Annotated in this window: 19 protein-coding genes and 1 other annotated feature; of the genes, 2 read left to right on the plus strand and 17 right to left on the minus strand. The window is 56.8% G+C overall.

Features of this window, described 5'->3' with window-relative positions; all coding sequences use genetic code 11:
• Window positions 1–23: 23 nt before the first annotated feature.
• Window positions 24–1,052: a rod shape-determining protein gene (locus AAFN83_RS17145; protein ID WP_347771541.1), complete on the minus strand. Its 1,029-nt coding sequence runs from the start codon at window positions 1,050–1,052 to the stop codon at window positions 24–26.
• A 50-nt stretch (window positions 1,053–1,102) separates the two neighbouring features.
• On the minus strand, window positions 1,103–1,804 hold the full coding sequence (gene radC / locus AAFN83_RS17150) for a RadC family protein (protein WP_347771543.1): 702 nt from the start codon (window positions 1,802–1,804) through the stop codon (window positions 1,103–1,105).
• Between the two features lie 240 nt (window positions 1,805–2,044).
• Here radC and AAFN83_RS17155 point away from each other — a divergent pair, with 240 nt between their 5' ends.
• Window positions 2,045–2,899, plus strand: a complete 855-nt coding sequence (locus tag AAFN83_RS17155; protein WP_347771545.1) for a YitT family protein — start codon at window positions 2,045–2,047, stop codon at window positions 2,897–2,899.
• 63 nt (window positions 2,900–2,962) lie between these two features.
• Here AAFN83_RS17155 and AAFN83_RS17160 read toward each other — a convergent pair whose 3' ends face one another.
• The 12 genes from AAFN83_RS17160 to AAFN83_RS17215 form a co-directional block, all read right to left on the minus strand.
• On the minus strand, window positions 2,963–3,772 hold the full coding sequence (locus AAFN83_RS17160) for a Maf family protein (protein WP_347771547.1): 810 nt from the start codon (window positions 3,770–3,772) through the stop codon (window positions 2,963–2,965).
• A 13-nt stretch (window positions 3,773–3,785) separates the two neighbouring features.
• The gene (locus AAFN83_RS17165) at window positions 3,786–4,028 is read right to left on the minus strand and encodes a DUF4321 domain-containing protein (protein ID WP_347771549.1); all 243 of its coding nucleotides are present in this window, start codon (window positions 4,026–4,028) and stop codon (window positions 3,786–3,788) included.
• 176 nt (window positions 4,029–4,204) lie between these two features.
• A complete protein-coding gene (locus AAFN83_RS17170) occupies window positions 4,205–5,764 on the minus strand; it encodes an SPOR domain-containing protein (protein ID WP_347771551.1) in 1,560 nt (519 codons plus the stop codon).
• A gap of 63 nt (window positions 5,765–5,827) precedes the next feature.
• Window positions 5,828–7,441 (minus strand): response regulator, encoded by a 1,614-nt coding sequence (locus AAFN83_RS17175; RefSeq protein ID WP_347771553.1) that lies wholly within the window; start codon window positions 7,439–7,441, stop codon window positions 5,828–5,830.
• Window positions 7,438–9,231 (minus strand): sensor histidine kinase, encoded by a 1,794-nt coding sequence (locus AAFN83_RS17180; protein ID WP_347771555.1) that lies wholly within the window; start codon window positions 9,229–9,231, stop codon window positions 7,438–7,440. The genes AAFN83_RS17175 and AAFN83_RS17180 overlap by 4 nt, the downstream gene beginning before the upstream one ends.
• A gap of 84 nt (window positions 9,232–9,315) precedes the next feature.
• Window positions 9,316–10,986: a type 2 periplasmic-binding domain-containing protein gene (locus AAFN83_RS17185; RefSeq protein ID WP_347771558.1), complete on the minus strand. Its 1,671-nt coding sequence runs from the start codon at window positions 10,984–10,986 to the stop codon at window positions 9,316–9,318.
• A gap of 68 nt (window positions 10,987–11,054) precedes the next feature.
• Window positions 11,055–11,951: a carbohydrate ABC transporter permease gene (locus AAFN83_RS17190; protein WP_347771560.1), complete on the minus strand. Its 897-nt coding sequence runs from the start codon at window positions 11,949–11,951 to the stop codon at window positions 11,055–11,057.
• A gap of 6 nt (window positions 11,952–11,957) precedes the next feature.
• Window positions 11,958–12,851 (minus strand): ABC transporter permease, encoded by an 894-nt coding sequence (locus AAFN83_RS17195; RefSeq protein WP_347771562.1) that lies wholly within the window; start codon window positions 12,849–12,851, stop codon window positions 11,958–11,960.
• A 221-nt stretch (window positions 12,852–13,072) separates the two neighbouring features.
• A complete protein-coding gene (locus AAFN83_RS17200) occupies window positions 13,073–14,116 on the minus strand; it encodes a YCF48-related protein (RefSeq protein WP_347771564.1) in 1,044 nt (347 codons plus the stop codon).
• A 228-nt stretch (window positions 14,117–14,344) separates the two neighbouring features.
• Complete coding sequence (gene murC, locus AAFN83_RS17205; RefSeq protein WP_347771566.1) at window positions 14,345–15,724, minus strand: UDP-N-acetylmuramate--L-alanine ligase; 1,380 nt, start codon at window positions 15,722–15,724, stop codon at window positions 14,345–14,347.
• A gap of 6 nt (window positions 15,725–15,730) precedes the next feature.
• On the minus strand, window positions 15,731–17,155 hold the full coding sequence (locus tag AAFN83_RS17210) for a bifunctional folylpolyglutamate synthase/dihydrofolate synthase (RefSeq protein WP_347771568.1): 1,425 nt from the start codon (window positions 17,153–17,155) through the stop codon (window positions 15,731–15,733).
• A gap of 126 nt (window positions 17,156–17,281) precedes the next feature.
• Window positions 17,282–19,963 carry a valine--tRNA ligase gene (locus AAFN83_RS17215; protein ID WP_347771570.1) on the minus strand — a complete coding sequence of 894 codons (2,682 nt, stop codon included), beginning with the start codon at window positions 19,961–19,963 and terminating at the stop codon, window positions 17,282–17,284.
• A gap of 55 nt (window positions 19,964–20,018) precedes the next feature.
• Window positions 20,019–20,262: a binding site (T-box leader), on the minus strand.
• A gap of 106 nt (window positions 20,263–20,368) precedes the next feature.
• On the opposite strand from AAFN83_RS17215, the gene AAFN83_RS17220 reads away from it, so the two are divergent.
• A complete protein-coding gene (locus tag AAFN83_RS17220) occupies window positions 20,369–20,533 on the plus strand; it encodes a hypothetical protein (protein ID WP_347771572.1) in 165 nt (54 codons plus the stop codon).
• Between the two features lie 118 nt (window positions 20,534–20,651).
• On the opposite strand, the gene AAFN83_RS17225 is transcribed toward AAFN83_RS17220, so the two are convergent.
• The 3 genes from AAFN83_RS17225 to hemL form a co-directional block, all read right to left on the minus strand.
• Window positions 20,652–21,773: a LysM peptidoglycan-binding domain-containing protein gene (locus AAFN83_RS17225; RefSeq protein WP_347771574.1), complete on the minus strand. Its 1,122-nt coding sequence runs from the start codon at window positions 21,771–21,773 to the stop codon at window positions 20,652–20,654.
• A gap of 80 nt (window positions 21,774–21,853) precedes the next feature.
• The gene (locus AAFN83_RS17230; RefSeq protein ID WP_347771576.1) at window positions 21,854–22,744 is read right to left on the minus strand and encodes an RluA family pseudouridine synthase; all 891 of its coding nucleotides are present in this window, start codon (window positions 22,742–22,744) and stop codon (window positions 21,854–21,856) included.
• Window positions 22,745–22,878: 134 nt separating this feature from the next.
• The gene (gene hemL, locus AAFN83_RS17235) at window positions 22,879–24,171 is read right to left on the minus strand and encodes a glutamate-1-semialdehyde 2,1-aminomutase (protein ID WP_347771578.1); all 1,293 of its coding nucleotides are present in this window, start codon (window positions 24,169–24,171) and stop codon (window positions 22,879–22,881) included.
• Between the last annotated feature and the right edge of the window lie 18 nt (window positions 24,172–24,189).

Below are 24,189 nucleotides of genomic sequence, written 5' to 3' on the forward strand. Positions count from 1 at the left end.
CTGCGGCTGCCTGCGGTTCACCCTTAGAGTCTGGATTTTGTGGAGTTGCTGCCTTTGCCCTTGAACAGGTGGATGTTGTCGAGTGCGCGGCCCGTCCCGATTGCAACACAGTCAAGCGGATTGTCGGCTACCATGACAGGCATTCCGGTTTCGCGAGACAGAAGCTTATCCAGGTTGCGCAGCAAGCCCCCGCCGCCCGTGAGCACGATGCCGCGGTCCATGATATCGGCCGCAAGCTCCGGCGGGCACTTCTCCAGCGTTACCTTAACCGCGTCCACGATGGAGTTGACCGTATCGGACAATGCCTCGGTGACTTCATCCGAGGTGATGGTCATCGTCTTCGGAAGGCCGGTCACGAGGTCGCGGCCGCGAATTTCGATGGTTTCGCTCTTCTCCATCGGGAGGGCGGAGCCGACCTCGATCTTCATCTGTTCCGCCGTGCGCTCCCCGATCATGAGGTTGTACATCCGCTTGATGTACTGCGTGATCGCTTCATCCATTTCATCGCCCGCGATGCGGATCGACTTGCAGGTTACGATTCCGCCCAGGGAGATGACCGCTACTTCCGTCGTACCGCCGCCGATGTCGACAACCATGCTTCCCGTCGGCTCCCAGACCGGCAGGTCCGCTCCGATGGCCGCAGCAAACGGCTCTTCGATGGTGAAGGCTTCGCGAGCGCCTGCTTGCTTGGTGGCATCTTCCACCGCGCGCTTCTCGACCGCCGTGATGCCAGAAGGAACGCAGACCATGACATGCGGCAGACGGCTGAACAAGCCGCGCTGCTTTTGCGCTTGGCGGATAAAGTACTTGATCATGATCGCCGTGGTCTCAAAATCGGCAATCACGCCGTCCTTCATGGGGCGGACGGCGCGAATGTTGCCCGGGGTCCGTCCGATCATCTTCTTGGCGGCTTCCCCAACGGCTTCAATGGTTTTCGTATCCGTACGGAGGGCGACAACCGAGGGCTCCCTCACGACAATTCCTTTTCCTTTTGCATATACAAGGGTATTGGCTGTACCCAGATCGATTCCGAGGTCTTTCGTAGAAAACATTACAGTAAGCTCCCTTCGCGCCTCTTCAGGCGAATGCTGATCTCATTATATTACATGTACCCTTTTTCCTTCAAACTGACATAGCGGTGGTCTCCAAGGACGATGTGGTCGAGAACATCGATGCCGATGATCTCTCCCGCTTCCTTCAGCCTGGCGGTAAGCTCGATGTCTTCCGGGCTCGGCGTCGGATCGCCGCTTGGATGGTTATGGACACAAATCAGGGAGGCGCTGCTTCGTTTGATCGCAGCGAGAAAGACCTCTCGTGGGTGCACGATCGAGGCGTTCAGGCTGCCCATGGAGAGCGTTTCCTGTGCAATCACGCGGTTTTTGGTGTTGAGAAACAGACAGACGAAATGCTCCTTCTGCAAATACCTCATGTCCTCCATGAGGAAGTCCGCCACATCCTTCGGCGAGCGAATGACAACCTCGTCGCGGATGGAGGAGCGGGACAAGCGCTTGCCGAGCTCAATGCTCGCCTTGATCTGAACGGCCTTGACCGGGCCGATCCCCTTGATCTGCGTCAGCTGCTCCACGCTCATGTCCACGAGACGGCGCAAGGAACCGGCTTCACGCAGAATGCGGCTGGCAAGCGCTACTGCGGTCTCCCGGGTTGTCCCCGTTCGAAGCAGGATAGCCAGCAGCTCCGCATTGCTGAGGGAATCGGGTCCCCGATCCATCAGCTTCTCACGCGGTTGTTCATCAGGCGAAGCTTCGCGCAGCGTAACGTGCGCAGAGGCAGAACGGTTGTCCATGTTACCCCTCATTCCCGTAAAGTGGAAGAAGCGAACGTGAAAACATCTACTTATTATAGCATGATATGGGAAGGTTACAAATCCCAAAATTGACCACGGGAAAGAGAGGGACGGAAGACCGAGAAACCGTGCGCAGAGGGGATACAAGCGGCTTTTGTCGTGAAGACTAAATTGGAAGTTCGAGGGACAGGAGGCCCCCTTCTCTCGACCTACCCGAAACAGAAAAAGGAAGCGTTGCCCATGACCGAAAGGCAGGACCGCGTGGTCTTCATCCGGGAAGTCCTCATCGTTCTGCTGTCAGCCCTTATTCTGGCGGCCGGGCTGGAGCTGTTTCTCATCCCCCACCAGCTCCTGTCAGGGGGAGTGGCCGGTGTCGCTTCCATCGTCGGTTACCTGACCGGCTGGAAGATATCCGGCTTGTACTTTATCCTTAACCTTCCCCTCGTGATCTGGGGCTGGAGAGCCGTCGGCCGTCGGTACATCGTGCTCAGCCTGATCTCGGTGGTGTCCACCGCCTGGTTCATGGAGCTCCTGCCTACCTACCCGCTGACGCGAGATCCTCTGCTTGGCGCCGTTTTCGGCGGAATCATCACGGCGGCCGGCATCGGATTTTCCCTGCGTGCGGGCGGCTCTACCGGAGGCTTCGATATTATCGGCTCGGTCATCACCCGGCGCAAGGACGTGCCGATGGGCACCCTCCTTCTCCTGCTGAACGGAGCGGTGATCCTCCTGCTCGGCTTCTATAAGAATTGGGACCTTGCCTTGTTCTCGATGCTCTCCACCTATGTGAAGGGGAAATTCGTCGACCTCGTTCATGTCCGCCATATCAAGATGACTTGCTTCATCATTACCCAAAAGGCCGAAGAGATGCTGACCGGGCTGCGCAAGCTGCCTCACGGCATCACCTGCGTGGAGACAAAAGGCGGATTCAGCCGAGAGAACAACACCATGTTCATGACCGTCACCACCCGTTACGAGGTGGCTGCCTTGAAGCGGTGTGTGCTTTCCATCGACCCGAACGCGTTCATCAACATGGTGGAATCGACCGCGATCGTCGGTCGATTTTCCCGCCCCTTGCGGGAAGGGGATCTGTAGATGCGGCCATTCTTGGATTCGAATGAAAAACGCAACCGCAGGGTCTCCTGCGGTTGCGTGCATTTATCGTCCGTCTTCGGACAGGCTTGATCCATTCTGCGGCGAGCGGGACTCTACCGGAAACGGGCAGATGCCGAAGGGAAGAAGCATCGGATACAACAGGTTCAAGGGAAGCCCCATGATACCATAAAAGTCGCCTTCGATCTTCTCGATAAACACCGAGCCTAATCCTTGAACGGCGTAGCTTCCGGCTTTGTCCATGGGCTCTCCTGATGCCACATAGGCTTCGATCTCGCTTTCCTTCATCGGCCGGAACGTGACCCGGCTGACCGAATAGCCCGACAGAATCAAGGGATCCCCGTTCGATTCGGAGACCTGTGAGCGATAACAGGCCATCTCTCCTAACGAGAACGGACCGCTCCATCCATCCGATGTGAGATCTGGTTCACCATCCGAAACGGAATCGGAGTTCGCATAAACCGCGAGAAGCCTTCGCTCCATGTCATCCGGCTGGCTTGTGACGCGGGTATCCGTCAGGGCAACGCCGCTGTAGACTTCATGGGTACGGCCCTGGAGGCGGTTCAGCATATGCCGTGCATCCTCCGCATCGCGAGGCTTGCCCAGCGCTTGTCCATCGATCACGACAAGGGTATCGGCGCCGAGCACGACGCCTGGACCAGGAGCGCGATGCTGGACAACGGTCAGTGCCTTGCGCATGGCAAGGGAGGCCACCATCGAGGCCGGTGATAATCCCGGCTCCGTGGATTCATCCGCCTCGCTCACGCACACCTCGTAAGGAATGCCGAGCATGCGGACCAGCTCCTGCCGCCGAGGGGAAGAGGACGCCAGGTACAAGGTGCGGTTCGCTATCATGAGGGTCTCTCCTTTACAGCTTCCGATAGAGGAAGAAGGCTCCTACCATCGAGGCAATGCACAGTAGATTGAGCCGAATGGTCAAATTGATGTCATACGTCAGCACTTGGAAGTTCGCCTTCGGGTGCCAGTTGATCTCCGCCGCATTGGTCAAAAAACCGATCCCTTTCACCGGAGCCAGCAGCTCTGTCAAGATCAGACCGGTCATCAAGCCGATGATCAACGCAATCGCTAAGGTCAAATTGTTCTTCTTCATGGATCCGCCACCCGATTCTCTAAGGATAAGGTGCAACAGTTCTCGTCTATTATACGGAGGAAAGCAAAATCTGACAACGAGTCCTTCCGCGCTCTGCGCAAGCAATCTCCTTGAACACGCAAAAACGCCCTTCGTTCCGGTAAGACACGGAATGAAGGGCGTTTGGTATTGGGGATTCAGCTTCCCGCAATCGCGGTCAGCAGCTGCTTCTCCGCGAGCAGCCCCTGCATGAGATCCGATTGAACCTGGTTTAGAAGAGAGGGCGACGGAGCCTTCGTATACGCTTCGAGCGACTTCTCGGCCGTATTGACGGCGTTATCCATCTTTTGCAGCAGTAGCTTTGCGCTCTCGGGGGCCTCTTGCTGGACGGCCTCTGCCTGCTCCGCCCAGGCCTGATGAGCCTTCTTGATCGAGGCCAGAGATTCCGAATCAAGCGGGGTAGCGGATTCTTCATCCAGATGAACCAGGGTGAGGGCGGACATCATCTGATTCAGGCGATTCGTTTCCTCCAAATAGGACTGAAGCGAAAGCGGATCTCCCCCCCACTGCACCTGGCTGACAGCGGGCAGCGTGTAGGGCTTGGCGTATACCTCAAATTGACCGGCTTTCAGCTTGTTCTCCAAAATACGAGCGCTCTCGCGATCCCCGGCTACCCCCGCATAGACGTAATAGGAATCGCCTGATTCGGTCGCGGCGGCGAACCCTGCGCCGTTCAACGCTTTCGCTGCTGCGGCAGCGGCAGCAGCGGTCGTGAATTTTCCGTTCTGCAAAAGGTAGAAGGAGCGTTCCGGAATGGCTACGGCTGCCGTGGCGGCAGTGACATCTCCTAAGCCTCCACCATTCTCTGTTTTCGTCCCTCCCGGTACGGTCGAGTCGTTTTGGACAACAGCCGCACCATTATCGGATGCAGGATCGGCCGGGTCAGGTCCCGGTCCCCCAACGAGAGTCAGGATGTAGTAACCGAGCATTCCACCCAGGACGAGAGCGCCCAGCAGCGAACCCGCTGCCTTCATCCAGCTGAGGTTGCGGCGACGGACACGTCCTCCCTCTGCATAGAGGAGCGAATCGTCAATCTCCGGGCCTCGTATGTCCCTTCGCTCCTCATCCCAGTCATAGCGCTCCACTCGATTTCGGCGAGGGGGATCGTCAACCACTTGCTCCTCCCACTCGTCTCTCCAGCGCTTGGAGTCCGGTCGGGAGCGCTCGCTGCGCCAATCGTCCGAGGACGAGAGCCGTTCGGACTCCCGTCGGGTCTGCCGTTCGGATTCGCGAATCAGGTGCTCGATTCGCTGTGTTTCCTCTGGAATCGGGTCCGAATGCTCTCGGGGAAGGGGACGCTCCTTCCGATAAGAGGGCTCTGTCCGCGTCTCGCTCCAGGTCCCCCAAGGATCGTCTTCCATCCGATCCCTCGAGTTCCTCTGCTCGGTATACGCATCTGTGTGTGGGCGAGGGGCTTCCTTGCGCTTGTCGGACCATTCCCACGTGTCCCATTCCGACTCTCGCAGTGCAGCTTCCCGTTCCCGGCGTCGAATGGCCTCCGTATGCTCCTCCCTTGCCCGCTCCGCACCGCTGCGAGGGAGCGGCTCCTCTCCATAGGGAAAGTGAATGATCGTATCTGTCCAATCCGGCTCTTCGCTCTCTTTGCGGGCCCACGGCTCTTTGGGCGAAACCGGCTCGCTCGCATTCGTTCTCGTGCCATCCCGATCAAAACGATAGGTGAGTCTCGCCTTGTTCATCCTACTCGCTCCCTTGTCTCATATAGACCTATCCTATGAAACAAGCTGTTCCTTTATGCTAGATTATTCCTCGTAGCGATAATCTCGAAATTCTTGAGGAGTGCTGCCCGTCACCTTCTTAAACAAATACGTAAAATAAGCAGCCGTTTGAAACCCCACCTGTTCCGCCACCTCATACACCTTGATGTTGGGGTCGCGAAGCAGTTCCTTGGCTTTGCCAATCCGGGTTTCCTGCACGAAATCCGAGATCGTGACACCCATCTCCTTTTTGAACAGGACGCTCAAATAGCTGGCATTCAGGTGGAACTGTCCTGCTAGCTGCTTCACGGTGACATTGTCCTGAACATGCTCTTGAATATAGCGGGCAACGTTGTGAATGAGATGATGCTGCTGCACGGCCTGCTCTCCCTGCTCGACTTGAGTATAGGTAGAGAAGTACTCCAGGACCACTCCTCGAACCTCCTCCGCATCCGTACAGGCAATGACCCTCTGCCACATGGAAACGTTCCGTTCGCCCGCCACCGTCCGATGGCGCCGAATCTTTCGCGCCCATTCACTGACAAGGGCCATTGCGAAGGCTTGGACGTAGGAAAAGGCGATTCCTTCCTGGGTCAGGAGGGCATTAAACGCATGATTGAAATAAGCCTCGGCCTGACGGTGTTCTCCTTCTTCCATAAGCTTCACAATCTCCGGAATATACTCATCCCGCAGTTGGTGGTCTCGGAATTCCGTTTCCTCGATTCGGTCGAAGTACAGAATCTGTTCATCCCCGGCAAGCCGGGCTTTGGCCATCATGTGCTTGATCTCTTTGTACAGCAGCGGCACTTCCTCGCCCGAACGGCATTCCCGGCTCACCCCGATCGTCACGGAGTATCCATAGGTTTTCCTCATCACTTCTTGAAGGAAGGGAAACTGCTTCTCCATCTTAGCCCGCTCGCGTGGAGAATCATTCAGCAGAATGACAGCGGCTTCGTCCGCTCCCGTCTTGCCGATAAACACCCCGCCGTATTCCGAGTAGCTGACCCGCACCGATTGAATCAAGCCCTCTCCCAGCAGAATGCGTTGGCGGGCATCGTGCCCTTCCGCGGGATAAAAACGGTCAAAGTCAAACAGAAACAAGCTGATTCTCCAGGGCTCCTGCGGCAAATCCAGCAACCGACTCCAGGAAGCCAGCAGCTCCTCGTTATAAGCCCGTCCTTCAATGAGATCATTCACGAATCGCTCCTGCAGCACGTCCAGGCTTCCATTCAGCTTTTCCTTCAAAGCATGGGTTTCTCGCTCGATTTGGGCCCGCTTCTGGATGGACTCCCCAATGGTCCTCAGCTTTTCTTCCAGCTCCCCGGTCTTGATCGGCTTCAGCACATAGCCCTTGGCGCCGAGATGGATCGCTTCCTGCACGAATTCAAACTCATCGTACCCGCTGATGATCAAGGTCTGGAGGGACTGCAGCTGCGGCATCTCCCGTTTGCATATGGACAGAAGCTCGATGCCGGATAGCTCCGGCATCGAGACGTCCGTGATCAGCACATCAATGGGCTCACGTGCAAGAATCGCAAGTGCTTCCTCAGCGGATTCCGCAGTGATCGGAACCTCGTATCCCAGTGCATTCCATGAGATATGACGAACCAGGCCGTCGAGCTGTTGGGGTTCATCGTCAACGAGCAATACGCGTATCATAGGTCTTCCCCCATTCGAATCTCGGGGCATTCGCGGCATACGGGAATCTGGATCGTGACGGAGGTCCAGCCGTTCTCCTCGCTGTCAATCGTGAGCCGTCCGCCTGACCCAAAGTAAAGCCGCAGCCTTTCCCGAATGTTGTTCATACCGAATCCGTTTTTCGTTCCGGTGTATCTTCCCGCTTGGATTTGCGTAAGACGCTCTTCCGGGATTCCTTTCCCATTGTCCCAAATCTCAAAATGAACCGCCTCTTCGACTCGGCCGATCGAAATCCGGATGACGGCTCCACTCCTCCTGGTGATCGTCCCATGCAGGTAGCTGTTCTCCACGATGGGCTGGAGCAGCAGCTTGATGGTGTAGAGGTCCAGCACCTCCGGGTCCACCTCCCACTGGATGTCAACCCTCCCTGGGTAGCGCAGCTGCTGGATCTCCACATAAGCCTTTAAATGCTCCAATTCGTCGCGGATCGTCACCACGCTCATCCGGTTGTTCAACGCGATCCGGTAAAAGGTCGTCAGCGCGTCGATGGTCCGAATCTGGGTCTCGTCCTGTAGATCCATCGCGCGCCAGCGCACCAGACTAAGCGAGTTATAGATGAAGTGCGGATTGATCTGCGCCTGCAGAGCCCGGAAGGATTGCTCCTTCTCCTTGAGATGCGTCTGCATGTTCTCCTCCACAAGCTTTCCCAGCTGCCGGGACATGGAGTTGAACAGGACTTCCAGCTCGCCGAGCTCATCCTGATCCCGGTTTCGAACCGTCACGTCAAAGTCCCCTTGCGAAAGATCCGTCATGCGCACCCCAAGCTTGCGGATTCGCCATACCACGTTCTTCAGCACCGTCAGAATCAAAAAGATGGAGACGAGCAGAAAGAAGGCAACACCGGCGGCGATGGACACAAACACCCATTTTGATTGCTGCTCCATCCGGTTGATGTCCATCAAAGCCGCAACCGTCCAACCTGAGGAAAGCGTCCGCTTGAGGAGTAGCTTTCCGTTTACGGGGGTGGGCTCCGCTGTATCTTTGTCCCAATACGATTGCAGCGGGGAGCCCTCGATCCGCCCGCCAATCTGATCCTGAACCGAGGAGGCGATAATCCGGTCTCCCGAATCCACGATGTACAATTCCCCAGCCCCGTTAAAGGGATGCTCGAAGGACTCGGCAAACACCGCATGATAATCCAGCAGCAGGTAGACGACACCGAAGGCATCTCCATAGGGGTCGAGAATCGTGCGGGTCACGACGAGCTTGGCTTTGTCGTTCCCGGCATTGGCCCAGCTCAAGGCTTGCTTCGCCCCAATGCTCGAATCAAACCATTCCCTCTCGCTCACACCGGACAAGACCCGGTTTTCCGGCTTCCACAGCAGACCGCCGTCTTGCACGAGCGTGGCGTTTGCATGATAGATGCGAAAATCCTCGATGCCCGGCAGATACTTCTGCGTAAACAGATAGGACCGGTCCACGTACTCCACCGTCTCCAATTGCTCGTACATACTGGAATAATCCCGAGATAAGCGCGAGATGAGCTCCCCGTCGGTCGCAGTTCGATTGGCGAGAAGATCGTAGCTCTGCTTGCGAAAATCAATGCTCTGGGCGCTCTGGCGAACTGCTTCCTTTGCCGTGATTAGGTAATTCTCGCGAACATATTTAAGCGCCTGGTACCCTGCGCCGACAGCCAACAAAACCGTCGGAACAAACACGATCAAGCTGTAGAATAAGACGATTTTTTTCCGAAGGCTCATGGAACGGGTAACCCGCAAAATGGTTTTCTCGATGCGCTGCTTCAGCTTCATGATCGCTCTCCCGTCCCGATGTCGCCCCCGCTGCAATCAAAAGGCAAACAGAGCAACCCGAATGGGGCTGCTCCTGCTGTATGGTTAAAATTCTCCGTTGGCTTGAATGTCCGCCTGATAGGTTTCCATCCATTCTGCCTTCATTTCGCTCCAATGGGCGCGCTTCTCCAGTGCATCCCGGAACGCGTTCCAGTTTTCTTCGAATTGGGCGTCGTCCTTGGCCATGATCAGCTTGGCTCGATACTCCTTGCGGATGTTCTCAAGCTCAGGCGCGTATTTCTCCCAAACGCCTCCTTGCTTCGCGACCACCAGGTCGTAGGAGTGCGCTTGCCGGACGGCACCCATCTTGCCTACTTCTTCGGTGAAGGAGGCCGTCTTCAAAGCACCTTTCTTCTCAACATCCCCGACATTCCACCAAGGGTACCACTTGTTGCTGTAGGAAGAGATCATGTACAGCTCCGGCGTTACCTTGGCCTTCTGGGCCTGGTCTCCCGAATTTCGGGCTTGCTTGTAATTATCATCGATGTACTTCCATTTTCCAAGAGGCTGATCGATCCAATCCCAGTACAGGCCGGCTGGGCCTTCGTTAATGACCTGCTGCATTTCCGGCTTCGCCTGGAGCGTGTAGTCGAAGAATTTCAGGATCGCGTCCAGGTTTTTCGTGTTCTTGCTGATGTAGACATCGTGCCCGGGGTAAGGGTTTACCACCTGATTGATGCCCACCTTCTCCACTCCGGCAACCTTCGGGTAAGGAATGACCTGGTAATACCAGCCCGGTTCGGTCGGCCCATCCAGCGTTTCCCATAGGGAGGCATCGATGTTGAAGAAGCTGCCGACGTTCAGGGCCACCCGTCCGGATTTGTTCTTTTCTTTGTAGCGTTCCTTCTTGTCGGTCACGACTTCGGGATCGACCAGCTTCTCGCGGTACATCTTGCTCATCCACTGGTAAGCCGCTTTGTATTGGGGATCGTCGAAGGTGAAGACGAAATCGTCGCCCTTCTTGTCAACGCCGGTGCCGCTGGTGGAGACCCCGAACGCGGTCAGAATGGCGTTCTCGTCATTCCAGCCGGCCGTATCATTCGTGTCCATCAGGAACGACATGGGCAAAAGCGAGTTGCCGGCTGCGTCCTTTTGCTCCGCCGCCTTGCGAAGGAAGGTCTCCACGCCTTCGAGCGTGGCCAGGTCATCCACCTTCATGCCGGCCTTCTCGACGACATCGGTCCGAACCGTCCAGGCAAGGGAAGCCCAACCCGGCCACGGGTCGTTCGGGTTTTGATCAAACCAGGTCGGGATGGACCAGATATGGCCGTCCTTGTCCTTCATCCGCTCCAAGTATTGCTTAGGAATTGCCGCGAGGCCCGGGTATTTGTCCGGCATATCAAAGTATTGCTCCAGCGATAGGATCTTCTTCGAGCGGTTCATGGCGTTCTTGACCGTTTCGCTCCGGGAAAAGACCGCCGCATCCTTGAAGCCGTCCGTATTCAGCCTCAGGTTCAGCGCCGTGATGGCATCGCCCTGCGTCGCTTCGAGCTGGACGGCCACGCCCGGCTCTTTTTCTTTCCAATACTTTTGAACCAGGCTGTCGTTGTTGATCGTGGCAGACCATCCCAGCCAAAGGTTAAACGATGTGGATCCGCTGCCTCCCGGATTTGCCGCATTGCCGTTGTCCGATTTGCCGCTCGAGCAGCCGGACATCACGGCGAGGGCGATCGCTAGCGTTGCCGCCGCTCCCCGCTTGATCCCTTTCGAACTCATGGAACAACTCCCCTGTTCTTTTTCGAATTTGGTATATGGGTGTTGCCTTATACCCGTCAGGTTTCCTCTTACCCCTTAACCGAACCGACCAGCACGCCTTTTACGAAATACTTTTGCAGGAACGGATAGACACACAGGATCGGCAGCGCACTGACCATGACCACCGCCATCTTGATCGACATGAGGGTGATGTTCTGCATCTGGGAGCCTCGCGCCAAGGCTTCCTGGTTGGTGTTCGAGCCCAGCACCACGGAGATGTCTTGCGCAGTTAGCAGCTGCTGCAGGAAGGTCTGCACCGGAATGAGCGACTGCCGGCTTACATAGAACGCACCCGCAAACCAGTCATTCCAGTGCCCGACCGCCGTAAACAAACCAAGAGCGGCCAGCATCGGCTTTGAAAGCGGAACGACGATCTGCCACAGCACTCGCACAGGTCCGGCTCCATCCAGCTCGGCCGACTCGATAAGCGCTTCCGGAATCCCCTGCATGAACTTCAGCATGACGAACATGTTCCAGACAGAGAACAGGCCGGGGAAGATGAAGACCCAGAAGGTGTTGAGCAGTCCCAGGTTGTTTAGCTGAATGTAAAAGGGGACAAGCCCGCCGTTGAACAGCATGGTGATCAAAATATAAGTCAGGATGCCGCCGCGGAACGGAAGCCCTTTGTACGAGAGGCCGTAGGCCACGAGCAAGGTCACCAGCAGGCCGCCGATGGTACCGACAATGGTCCGGGCAATTGTGATCAAGTACGCGTGCCGGATGACGGAATTCCCCAACACGATCTCATAATTGATGAGCGTGAACGCCCGGGGCCACAAGTAGACCCCGCCTTTTGCCGCATCCGCCCCCTCATTGAGCGAGATGGCCAGCATGTAAGCAAACGGATACAAAACCGAAAGGCACAGAAGCGACAGCAGCAAGATCAAAAGCCAGTTTGAGGTTTTCTCCAGAACGGTCTGTTTCATCGCATGTCACCACAATCCCTCGCCGTTGATTTTTCGGGACAAGGCATTCGTCGTCACGACCAAAACCAGGCTAATGATCGACGAGAGCAAGCCCACCGCAGTCGCCATGCCGAAGTACCCTTGTTGAAGGCCGCTTCGGAGCACATAGGTGTCGAGAACATCGGCTACCTCCTGGTTGGCCGAGTTCATCAGCGGATAAATTTGATCCATCCCCACGGTGATGAGGCTGGGAATACTCAGGATGAGTACGATGGAGATGGTCGGCATAATCCCGGGCAAGGTAATGTGGCGAATTTGCGCCAGCTTGCCCGCTCCCTCCACCTTCGCCGCTTCGTACAGCTGCGGGTCAATCGTCGTAATCGCCGCCAGATAAAGGATGGTGTTCCACCCGGTCTCCTTCCACAAGCTGCTGGAGACGACTAGGGGCCGGAACCATTCCGTGGACCCCATGAAGAAGATCGGTTCACCGCCTGCCTTCGTCACCAATTGATTGACCAATCCGCCGTCCAAGGTCAGGAAGGATTGCAGGATGTAGACCACCACGATCCACGAGAAAAAGTGAGGCAGGTAGCTCACCGACTGCACAAATCGTTTAAAGCCGGCATGCGAGACTTCATTAATCATCAGCGCCAGGAGAATCGGCGCGGGGAACCCGAACAAGAATTTGAGAACGGAAATGTACAGCGTGTTCTGCACGATGGTCCAAAAATGCGGCTCCTGCAAAAACGCGAAGTTGTCCATGCCCACCCACGGGCTATCCCAAATGGAAGAACCAATTTGAAAATCCCGGAATGCCACTTGAATGCCTGCCATTGGAATGTAGTTGAAGAGCAGGAGAAGGACGACACCCGGTAAGATCATGAGGTACTGCCACCGAAACTTGTATACTTTTGCCCACATACGCATCCCCCTCTTGGTTTTATAGTAAGGGAGACACCGGGTCCGCTACTACCCAACGATGATTGGAATTCTTTCGTTTTGGTTTGTTTCGGTTGGAGGGCCTTCCACTGGTAGAGTAAAACATAAAAAAACCGTTTTGGATGAATCGGACGGGCTTTCGCCCTTCCTTCATCCAAAACGGTTATGATTCGGCTGCTTCTTCGTAGTGCTTTAGGAGGCTTTCAGCGTTCCACAAGCACCGGACGGTATTTGATCCATTTTGCATTCTCGTCATCCAATGGATAAGAGCGCATCAACATTCCTGATTCGCCCTTACTCAAGATTACAAGGAATTCGTCGTTTATCGAAAAATCATAAGTATTAGCAAATAGCTTGCTATCGAGAGGGACCCATTTTTGTCCTTGATCACGGGTAAAGTACACTTCACTTATTGTATCACCGTAGGAGTAGCCCATCACAAATTCAGAATCCGATCCTACAAGGAAGAAACGACCTATCGCAGCAATCTCTTCGGAGGGGTCTGACGACAAGGAAGGGAGGGGGCGCCATGTTCTTCCTCCATCGCTTGTTATATCGAGAGATTGGCCACCTCCAAGCCTTTGCTTCTGGAGAGTCCCGGCATGCTCATCATAAAAAATGGCTTTCTCCATAACACTCCCTGGATCAGCCGCTTTCAGCTTCTCCCATGTCTCGCCGCCATCCTCGGTTTGAAAGATCCCCTCCTCTTTAGACAACCATCCCTTTTCCTCATTTCCAAATTGAAGGTCTCGGACAAATCTCATGGTCTCGTTTGTGTTTACTTGCGCCCACTTCTTCCCGCCGTTCCAGGTTCGATAGAGGGTTTCGTCTCTTACCATCCAGCCATTGAAGTGATCAAGGAAAAACAAGTTTATAGAGGGATTGAGCTCATCGCCAAATGAGAGGCTTGTTCGTTTCATCCACTTTGCTCCGCCATTTGAGGTTTGGTACATATCCCCGGAGAGATCGATTAACCAGGCTTCCTTCTCATTGCGAACGAAAGAGGTTAGAATCGGCTTATCCTCCAACGCTCTTGGCATCACGCGCATGAAGTGTCGGCCATTGTCTGAGGAACGAAGAAGGGTGCTGTGCACATCGAGCGCCCACATGACTGAATTTCTATAGAAAACAGGATGAAGCTCATCGATCGGTTTCCCTTCTCCCGGAGGAGAGGAACAGGAGGATAAGGCAAAGACAAGGACCAGCAGAGTGACAGCCACTCGCCAGCAGCTGAATTTCAATGACATGGACATGAGTTCCTTTCTATTTATTGTTTCTTTATCCTATCATATCCTTATGTAAGATTGAATGAATGCTGTCATCACTCCAACTGCCCTGTGTTCTGCCGAACAACCAAAAAAGAGCTTTTTCGCCAAGGCAAGTGAATAACACTCACCGAGCAGCGAAAAAGCTCTCTCCTATTTCATGAAGGTAGTCATGTAACTTGAACGTATATTCCTTAAGAAACCCTCTGGTTACACCGGTTTGTTTCGAAGCCAGCAAGCGAGTCCGTCTGCTGCCTTCCAAATGTCGCCGGCCCCCATGGTGAGCACCAAATCTCCGCTCTCCACGTGCTCCTTGAGGTGATCGAGCACGCCTTCCTTCGTCGGAATGTGCCGAACATTCGCGTTGCTGTTCTGGCGAATCAGTTCCACCAGCTTCGCCGAGGTGATGCCCTCGATCTGCTTCTCCCCGGCCGGGCTGAAGATGTCGGTGATGATCACCTCATCTGCCTCCGGGAACGCGCGGCTGAATTGCTCGAAGAGGAAGTACGTTCGCGTGTATCTCTGCGGCTGGAAGACGGCCACGATTCGTTTGCCTGTCGCTTTGGCAGCCGAGATCGTCGCTTGAATCTCCGTCGGGTGGTGAGCGTAATCATCGATAACGAGGATTCCGTCGGTATCGCCCAGCACCTGGAAGCGCCTTTTGGCTCCGCGGAAATCGATGATGGCCGCCGCCACCTGATCAAAAGTCAGCCCGGCTTCCAAGCTGACGATAAGAGTGGCAAGCGCGTTGTAGACGTTATGTTTGCCCGGAACCGACAGCACGATCGTTCCGAGGGATTGGCCTTTATGATTGACCTCGAACGAGCTCTTACGATCGCCGAGCTGAAGCTCGTGCGCCGTGTAATCCGCTTCGTTCTCGATGCCGTACGTGATTGCCTTACCCGCAAGCTCAGGAAGCATCTCCCGCACATAGGGATCGTCCGAGCAGACAACCGCCTTGCCGTCCTCCCGCACCTGACTCACGAACTTGTGATAGGCTTGTTTCAAATTCTCAAACTTGCCGTCGTAGTGCTCCAGATGATCCGCTTCTATGTTCAGAACAACGGCGAGGTACGGATGGTAGTGCAGGAACGAACCGTCGCTCTCATCGGCTTCCGCCACGACGTAATCGCCCTTGCCTGCCTTGGCGTTGCTTCCGAGGTTCATGACCTCTCCGCCAATGATATAGGTCGGGTCCTGTCCGGTAGCCTCCAACACGAGCGCCATCATCGAGGAGGTTGTCGTCTTGCCATGCGCGCCGGCCACCGCTACCCCTTTGCGCTCGTTCATCAGGCGAGCAAGCATCTGTGAGCGATGAAGGACCGGAATATGCTGCGCCTCTGCTTCTCGCATCTCTACATTGTCTTTCGTGAGCGCCGTCGAGTACACGACCAGGTCGGCTCCTTTGACATGATCGGCTTCATGGCCGATGTACACGCGAGCGCCTTTTGCGGCCAGCTTCTCCGTCAGCTCCTGCTGGACCAGATCCGAACCGGACACCTCGTAGCCCATCTCGAGCATCACCTTCGCGATGGCGCTCATCCCGTACCCGCCGATTCCGATGAAATGAACATGCTCCAATTGATTCAAGTGAGTTCACCAACCCTTTTCTGATTCGGACCGATCCAGCACCCAACTGCGTACATCCGAAATAAGATATAACGTTCCCGTCACGACGGCGAGGTCCTCTTCGCCTGTACGGTCCAGCAAGCGATCCAGCGCCCGCTTCCACTCGGGCTGCACCTCGATTACGAGCGGCAGGTCCAGCTCCCGGGCCAGCCTCTCAGCCCGGTCTGCCAATTCACTTGCCCCCAGCTTCTTATGATAATCGGGCTGGGTGAAGATAACGGTATCGGCAAGCGGAAGGACATGGCGCAGAAACCCTTCATGATCCTTGGTGGAAATCATTCCGATCACCAGGTTCAGCTTCCGATAGGCGTAAGACTGACGCAGGGCGGCTGCCAGCGCCTCGCCGCCTTCCGGATTGTGAGCTCCATCCAGCACGAGCCGAGGGTCTTCGCGCACCAGTTCCAGTCGTCCGGGCCAACGGGTGTGACCAAACGCCTTCCGAAGCGCCTCTTCCTCACATCTCACCGCATGATCGCGATGAAGCACTTCAAGCGCCATCAGCGCCACCGCCGCGTTCTTGAACTGATGAGGCCCGTTAAGAGAGACCGGAACCCCCTCATGAGAACGAAAAGGACCACGGAACGTCATGCGCTGTCGACCGGCCGCATTCTCCTCTGGCACAGCCTGATAATCGCGCCTCAGCAGGTATAGAGTGGACTCCTTCTCCCGGCAGACTCGCTCGATCACATGCAAAGCCTCCGGCTGCTCCACCGCACTGATGAGGGGAACGCCCGGCTTGACGATCCCAGCTTTCTCTTCGGCAATCGCTTCGATCGTATCCCCGATGATGTCCATGTGATCGTGGCCGATATTCGTAATGATGGAGAGAACTGGAATGACGATGTTCGTGCAATCCCTCCGCCCCCCGAGCCCTGCCTCCCACACGACAAAATCCGGCTGAACGACGCGGGCGAAATAAACGAGTGCAAGCGTGGTCACCAGCTCAAACATGGTAGGGGGCCCCAGCTCTGTCTTCGCCATCTCTTCAGCCAACGGCTTCAGTTGATTGGCAATGGCAAGCAGATCCTCCTCGGAGATATCCCGCCCGTTGAATTGCAGACGATTTGTAAATTTGACAATGTAGGGAGAAGTAAACGTCCCCACCTGATAGCCACTCGCAAGAAGCGCTTCCGTCAAAAAGGCGCAGGTCGAGCCTTTGCCGTTGGTCCCGGCGACATGAAGAAACGATAGACGGCGCTCGGGATGATCCAAAAGCTCCATCAACCGTTCCATGCGTTCGAGTCCTTGACGAATGCCAAGAAGCGGAACCTGGGCATTGATCCAGCCCACGGCCTCTTCATAGGTTGCGAACTGCTCTTTGTCGTCGGAAATTCCAGCTCCAGCCCGATCAGCCTCGGCCTTGTCCGGCGCTTCCCATCTTGATCCGGTCATGATCTGTCGCATCCTTCTTCATATATATGAAGCTTTCCCGAAGTTCGGTCCGTTTTTTCATGAGAGAGGAGCGGAAAATGCGCTCCTCTCGCCCTCCTCGGCAGCCCTGCTGCCGGGGAAGCTTCTTTATGCTTGCAGCTCTTGAAGCCGTGCAGCGACTTTCCCACGCTTTTCCGCATAATCGGCCAGCTTTGCCTTTTCTTCTTCGATAACCTTGGCCGGGGCCTTGGCGACAAAGCCTTCATTGGCGAGCTTCTTCTCGATGCGATCGACTTCTCCTTGCAGTGTGGCAAGCTCCTTGTTCAGGCGGGCCAGCTCCTGGGCAATGTCAATCAGCCCGGAGAGCGGCAGGAACAGGTCGGCGCCGGTCACCACGGCACTCATGGCCTTGTCTGGCGCGGTCAGCTCAAGGCCGATCTCGAACTGGTTCGTTCCGCAGAAGCGGCGCAGGTACGTCTCGTTGCGTTCAAGGATCGCCGTGTTCGCCGCGTCTGCTGGACGAATGAGCAAATCGATCTTCTTGCTCATCGGAACGTTCACTTCCGCGCGGATGTTACGAACCGAGCGGATAATGCCCATGAGCAGCTCCATCTCGCGCACCGCTTCCTCTGCTTCGAAGGAAGCATCATACTCCGGCCAGGCAGCGAGGGTAATGGTCTCGCCTTCATGCGGCAGGTGCTGCCAAATTTCTTCGGTAAGGAACGGCATGAACGGGTGCAGGAGGCGCAGGGTACGGTCCAGGACATAAGCGAGAACAGAGCGGGTTGCAGCCTTCGCTTCCTCGTCTTCCCCATAGAGAGAAAGCTTGCTGAACTCAATGTACCAATCGCACAGATCATCCCAGATGAAGTTATAGAGCACGCGCCCGGTTTCTCCGAACTCGTATGCGTCGAGCAGGCGGGTCACTTCCTTCGCCGTCTCGTTCAGGCGATGAAGAATCCAACGATCCGCCGTGCCGAGCTTGCCCGTGAGACGGACTTCTTCGGCCTTCAGGTCGCCCAGGTTCATGCGGACGAAGCGCGAGGCATTCCAAATCTTGTTGGCGAAATTGCGGGCTTGCTCGACGCGTTCCATCCGGAAGCGCATGTCCTGCCCCGGCGTAATACCGGTCGAAAGCATGTAGCGCATCGCATCTGCCCCATATTGCTCGATGACCTCCAGCGGATCGACGCCGTTGCCGAGCGACTTGGACATCTTGCGACCTTCCGCATCGCGGACAAGGCCGTGGATGAGCGCATGCTCAAACGGCTTCTGTCCGGTGAATTCCAGGGAGCTGAAGATCATCCGGGATACCCAGAACGGGATGATGTCATAGCCAGTCACAAGCGTCTGAGTCGGGAAGTACCGGGCCAGGTCTGCCGTCTGCACCGGCCAGCCGAGCGTGGAGAACGGCCAGAGAGCGGAGCTGAACCACGTGTCCAGAACATCCTCATCCTGCCTCAGCTTGTGGCTGCCGCATTTCGGACAGGCTGTGGCATCCTCCCGGCTGACGATCAGTTCGCCGCAGTCTTCACAGTACCAAGCAGGGACGCGATGGCCCCACCACAGCTGGCGGGAAATGCACCAGTCGCGGATGTTCTCCATCCATTGCAGGAACGTCCGCTCGAAGCGGTCGGGATAGAACACCGGTCCCCGTCCATCATTCTGAGCTGCAATCGACGCCTCGGCGAGCGGCTTCATCTTGACGAACCATTGGGTCGACAGATAAGGCTCCACGACGGCACCTGACCGTTCGCTATGTCCAACTTGATGCAGGTGCTCCTCAATCTTGACGAGGACGCCTGCTTCCTTCAGATCCTCCACGAGCTGCTTGCGACAAGCAAAGCGGTCGAGCCCTTGGTACTTGCCGGCGTTCTCGTTCATCACTGCCGATTCGTCCATGACGAGGATCTGCTCCAGGTTGTGGCGGCGGCCCACTTCGAAGTCGTTCGGGTCATGGGCCGGGGTGATCTTGACCGCCCCGCTGCCGAATTCCTTCTCCACGTATTCGTCGCCGATGATTGGAATCTCGCGGCCGATGACCGGCAGCACGAGCGTCTTGCCAATCAGGTGCTGGTAGCGTTCGTCTTCGGGGTGAACGGCAACCGCCGTATCCCCGAGCATCGTCTCCGGACGGGTCGTGGCTACGGTCAAATAGCCGCTTCCGTCCTTGAGTGGATATTGCAGATGATAGAGCGCACCCTGCACTTCCTTGTATTCCACTTCGATGTCCGAGAGCGCCGTGCGGGCAGCAGGGTCCCAGTTGATGATGTATTTGCCGCGGTAGATAAGCCCCTTCTCGTACAACCGGACGAACACGTCGCGGACGGCGGCGGACAGTCCGGCATCGAGGGTGAACCGCTCGCGGGAGTAGTCGAGGGAGGCTCCAACCTTCGCCCATTGCTCGCGGATGCGTTCCGCATATTTGTCCTTCCAGCTCCAAACTTCCTCCAGGAACTTTTCACGCCCGAGGTCATAGCGGGAGACGCCTTCCGCACGGAGCTTTTGCTCCACCTTGGCTTGGGTCGCAATCCCGGCATGGTCCATGCCCGGAAGCCACAGGGCGTCATAGCCCTGCATCCGCTTCGTGCGAATCAGAATGTCCTGCAGCGTCAGGTCGAGTGCGTGCCCGATGTGCAGCATCCCCGTTACGTTAGGCGGGGGGATGACGATGGTGTAGGGCTTGGCCTCCGGTTTTTTTCCGGCTTCGAAATAGCCGTTCTTCACCCAGATGTCATACCATTTTTGTTCGGCTTGCTTCGGGTCGTACGTGGTGGGCATCTCGTCCGGGATGATCCCGGCGGCTGACGTTTGCGGTTGGTCGGTCATGGGCGACTGCCTCCTCAGGTAAAGGTAAAAGAAAAATAAAAAAAGCACTCATCCTCAAAAGGACGAAGCGCTTCTGCTCTCCGTGGTACCACCTTCATTCCGCCTTCGCCTTCGCGAACAGCGGCACTTTCATGCAGATAACGGTTGCGGCCGGCGGTCAGGCTGCCCGTGTTCGGGCACTCTTCTCCGCTGCTCCCGGGCGACCTTCAGCAGCCTCGCCCTGCGAACCTCTCAGCTCCTGCCGATTCGCTCTCTGAAGGGCAATTGTTCCGCTTACTCTTCCCGTTCCACGCAGATTTGATAATCAGGTCTATCTGGCCTCTTTATCATATACATATTTGAAAAGAGAGTCAATGTTGCGTACAGCCGGACGAGCGGTCGGCTGACGGGAAAGCGAGGTCCTATATGCGAAGATGGTGGTGGAAGATTCGATATACGCTGCAAGCGGCTCTGTTTCCGCTCATCTGCATCCAGTTTGTCCGAACGCTGCTGTTCCCCAATCCCTTTGATGTGCTGCTCCTGTTCGCCTTTTTTCTTGCCTATCTCGGGTTTCTATTCGATGTTTATTGACGGGGAGCCAGCCTGCCGACGGTAAATTACGTTCCAAAAAAGGACAAGGCCGGCGCAGTTGCCAGCAAGTGCGGGCAGTTGCGTCGGCCTGAATCGCAGGTGGGATCGGTTCCCCACGTCAAGACGGGATGAGCAAGACCTGCCCCTCATCCACGGGCTGACTGCCCAACTGGTTGTAGAGGGCAAGCTCGCGCGCGCTCTTGCGGTAGCGCTCTGCGATCGACTCAAGCGTCTCCTCCTTCTGAACAATGCACATGCGGACCTTCTTGAAGGTGCCTGCCTCCGGCTCGCGAATGAACAGCTTCTTCCACTCGACCGAATCCTTCGCTTTCGGAGCATTCTCCTGCAGGAGAGAGGGATCCTCTTGGGAAGCAGATGGGCGTACGAGCGAATGGAGGTGCGCCAGCTCACTCTTCGGGGAGATGGCGACCTTCACTTCCTGGCGGCCCAGGGCCTCCTCGTCGGAATCGGCATCCCCGTCATTCCAGGAAGGCACCCCAGCGTTCTTGGAGGGAAAGGTCACCACCGGAGCTTTCTTCGGTTCAGGTGGAGCGACTGGAGCCTCAAGCAGCGAAAAGTCCGCATTCTCCATTTCGTCCCATTCCGCTTGATCCGGGTCGAGGCTGACCCCCAGCAGGCTTTCGTTGGCCTCGGCCTCTTCCGCCTCTTCCGAGCCGACCGCTTCGTTCTCCGCCGCCTCGTTCTCCTCGGCTTCTCCCGCTGCTTCCTCTTCTTCCGGTTCTTCCTCTTCTTCCGGCGCTTCTGCCACGGGTGCTTCTTCCGAGCGATAACCGGCCGTGATCCATTCCGGCTCCGGGATCTGGTAGGCAAACACCGTCTCTTCCTCTTGAAGCTCGGCGCTGCTTGCTTGGAAAGGAAGCATCTCCAGCCCGTGGAGAGACAGCACTCCGGTCACGTTCAAGCTGCGGTTGGAAAGCAGGTCCACATCGAATTGATCGATTTCAACCCGTATGTCCTCCAACCGGGTGATGCGATTTTGAGGCATGGTGATTTCCACCGGAATCAAATGCTCCAGGGTTTGTCCAGCCGCACCGCTGTCGCCTCGATAGGTGCCGCCGAGCCAAAGGCTCCCTTTGATCACCGCGTAGTCCTCTTCTTCGACTACCTGGATATGAGGAACGAGCTCGGCTTCCTCCAATTCCTCGATGCCGTCGAGCCCTTCCGGCAAATGTACCCTTTCATAGATATCGAAACGCAGTCCGGAACCTGGTTCCGTCATCCGTTCCTCCTCCCTCCCGAAGCAAGCTATTCTTTCCCTACCCATTATATGGATGACGGACAGGGACCATGCCTACTTTTTCAGGAGCGGCGAACGCGCAGTTCCGCCAGGAGCGCTGTAAATTCGTCGGGCAGGGGAGCGTGAACCCGAATCTCCTCCCGGGTAAAAGGGTGACGGAACACGAGCTCCGATCCGTGCAGCGCCTGACGATTCATCGCGACGGGCTTGCCTCCGTAAGAGCGGTCGCCCAAAAGCGGGTGGCCGATGGAGGCGAGGTGAACGCGGATCTGATGCGTGCGGCCGGTCTCCAGCTGGAGCTTGACGAGCGCCGCCTCCGGCAATGCTTCGACCACCTCGTAATGGGTGACGGCCCTCTCCCCGCTCGGGCTTACCCGCCTAAAGCCGGATCGATGCCGGTCGCGGCCGATCGGGGCGTCGATCGTCCCTTGCGCCTTGCGCGGGCTCCCTTGAACCAGAGCGAGGTAGAGCCGCTCGATCGCCTTCACGCGCATCTCCTCGTCAAGCCGCCGCTGGGCGAAGGAATTTTTGGCATACAGCACCGGACCGGTCGTATCGGCGTCCAGCCGGTGAATGTGTCGGACGCGGCACAGCTGACCGGTCGAAGCAAAGTAAGCCGAAATTGCGCCCGCCAACGAGCCGGGAGCTCCGCTCTCCGGAGGATGAACGGCCATACCGGCAGGCTTGTTCACGACCAGGCAGAAATCGTCCTCAAACAGGATAGCAGGCTCCGGCAGATCCCATTCCGGCTCAAATTGCGGGGCTTCGTCCGGAAACAGCCGCAGGTGCACCCGTCCACCTTTGACCCGAAGGCTGTCGGAGGAGGCAAACGGCTTCAGTTCGAGCGGGGTAAATCCATATTCAGCCATGAGCCAGGAGCCAATCTCGGATTCCGAGGGCAAGAGAGACGACAGCTCCAGCCATTCTCCCATGCGCCTTCCATACCCGCTCATGAACGCTTCTCCTTGCGAAAGGTGATGGCCAATAGAGCCGTTCCAAAGAAGGCCATGAGGAGCAGCAGGCCGAGCGGCAGCCCAAACAAGTTGTATTTATTCATCGCAGTTCATCCTTTTTGAAGAGAGACGTTTTACAGCGCGGCGAGCGCTTCTCGATGAGCCTGAAGGGTTGTGTCGATATCCTCGTCCGTATGCGCTGCTGAAACGAACATGCCCTCAAAAGGAGAAGGGGCAATGCTGACGCCCCGGTCGAGCAGCTCACTGAAGACGGCGACGAAGCGGCTTCGATCCGAGGCCTTGGCCGTCTCGTAATCGGTCACCGGGCCTTCCGTGTAGAACGGGCAGACCATCGAACCGACGCGGTTCACGGTGAGCGGAACCCCCGCCTCCGCCGCATTCTTGCGCAGACCGGCTTCCAGTCGGGCCGAGGCTTGCTCCAGCCGCTCGTATACCGCCGGCGTAAGCAGGCTCAGCGTCGCAAAGCCCGCCGCCATGGCGAGCGGGTTGCCTGACAAGGTGCCGGCTTGATAGATTGGTCCGGCTGGAGCCATATGCTCCAGGATATCACGGCGTCCGCCATAAGCACCGACCGGCAAGCCTCCGCCAATCACTTTCCCGAAGGTGGTGATATCCGGCGTGATGCCGAAGAGGCCCTGGGCGCAGCTCCGATGAACGCGGAAGCCGGTCATCACCTCGTCGAAGATAAGCAGGGCGCCGTAGCGGGTGGTCAGATCACGCAGCCCTTCCAGGAAGCCGGGAAGCGGAGGCACGACCCCCATGTTGCCGGCAATTGGCTCCACAATGACGGCCGCGAGTTCTTCGCCATACTTCTCGAACACCAGCTTGACTGCTTCCAGGTCATTGTACGGCACCGCAATGGTATTCGCAGCGATGCCCTCCGGTACGCCGGGACTGTCCGGCAGGCCGAGCGTAGCCACGCCGGAGCCCGCCTTGATGAGCAGCGAGTCGCCGTGGCCGTGATAGCTGCCCTCGAACTTCAAAATCTTATTCCGTCCCGTATACCCGCGGGCGAGCCGAATCGCGCTCATCGTCGCCTCGGTGCCGCTGTTCACCATGCGGACGATGTCCACCGAAGGGACTCGCTCCGCGACCAGCTTGGCCATGGCAGTCTCCAACTCGGTGGGCGCCCCGAAGCTCGTGCCGTTGGCGGCCGTCTTTTGCAGCGCAGCAACGACCTCGGGATGAGCGTGGCCCATGATCAGCGGCCCCCAGGAACAGATGTAGTCGATGAAGGTGTTGCCATCGATATCATAGATGCGGCTTCCTTCCCCTCGTTCCACAAAGACGGGAGTGAGCCCCACGCCCTTGTAAGCCCGCACCGGGCTGTTCACCCCGCCGGGGATGTACTGCTTCGCTTCCTCAAAAGCGGCCCGCGACCGCGTATCAATCCGTTTGTTCGCCATCGTATGCTTGACCTCCTT

The sequence above is a fragment of the Gorillibacterium sp. CAU 1737 genome (assembly GCF_039888655.1).
GTDB lineage: Bacteria > Bacillota > Bacilli > Paenibacillales > NBRC-103111 > Gorillibacterium.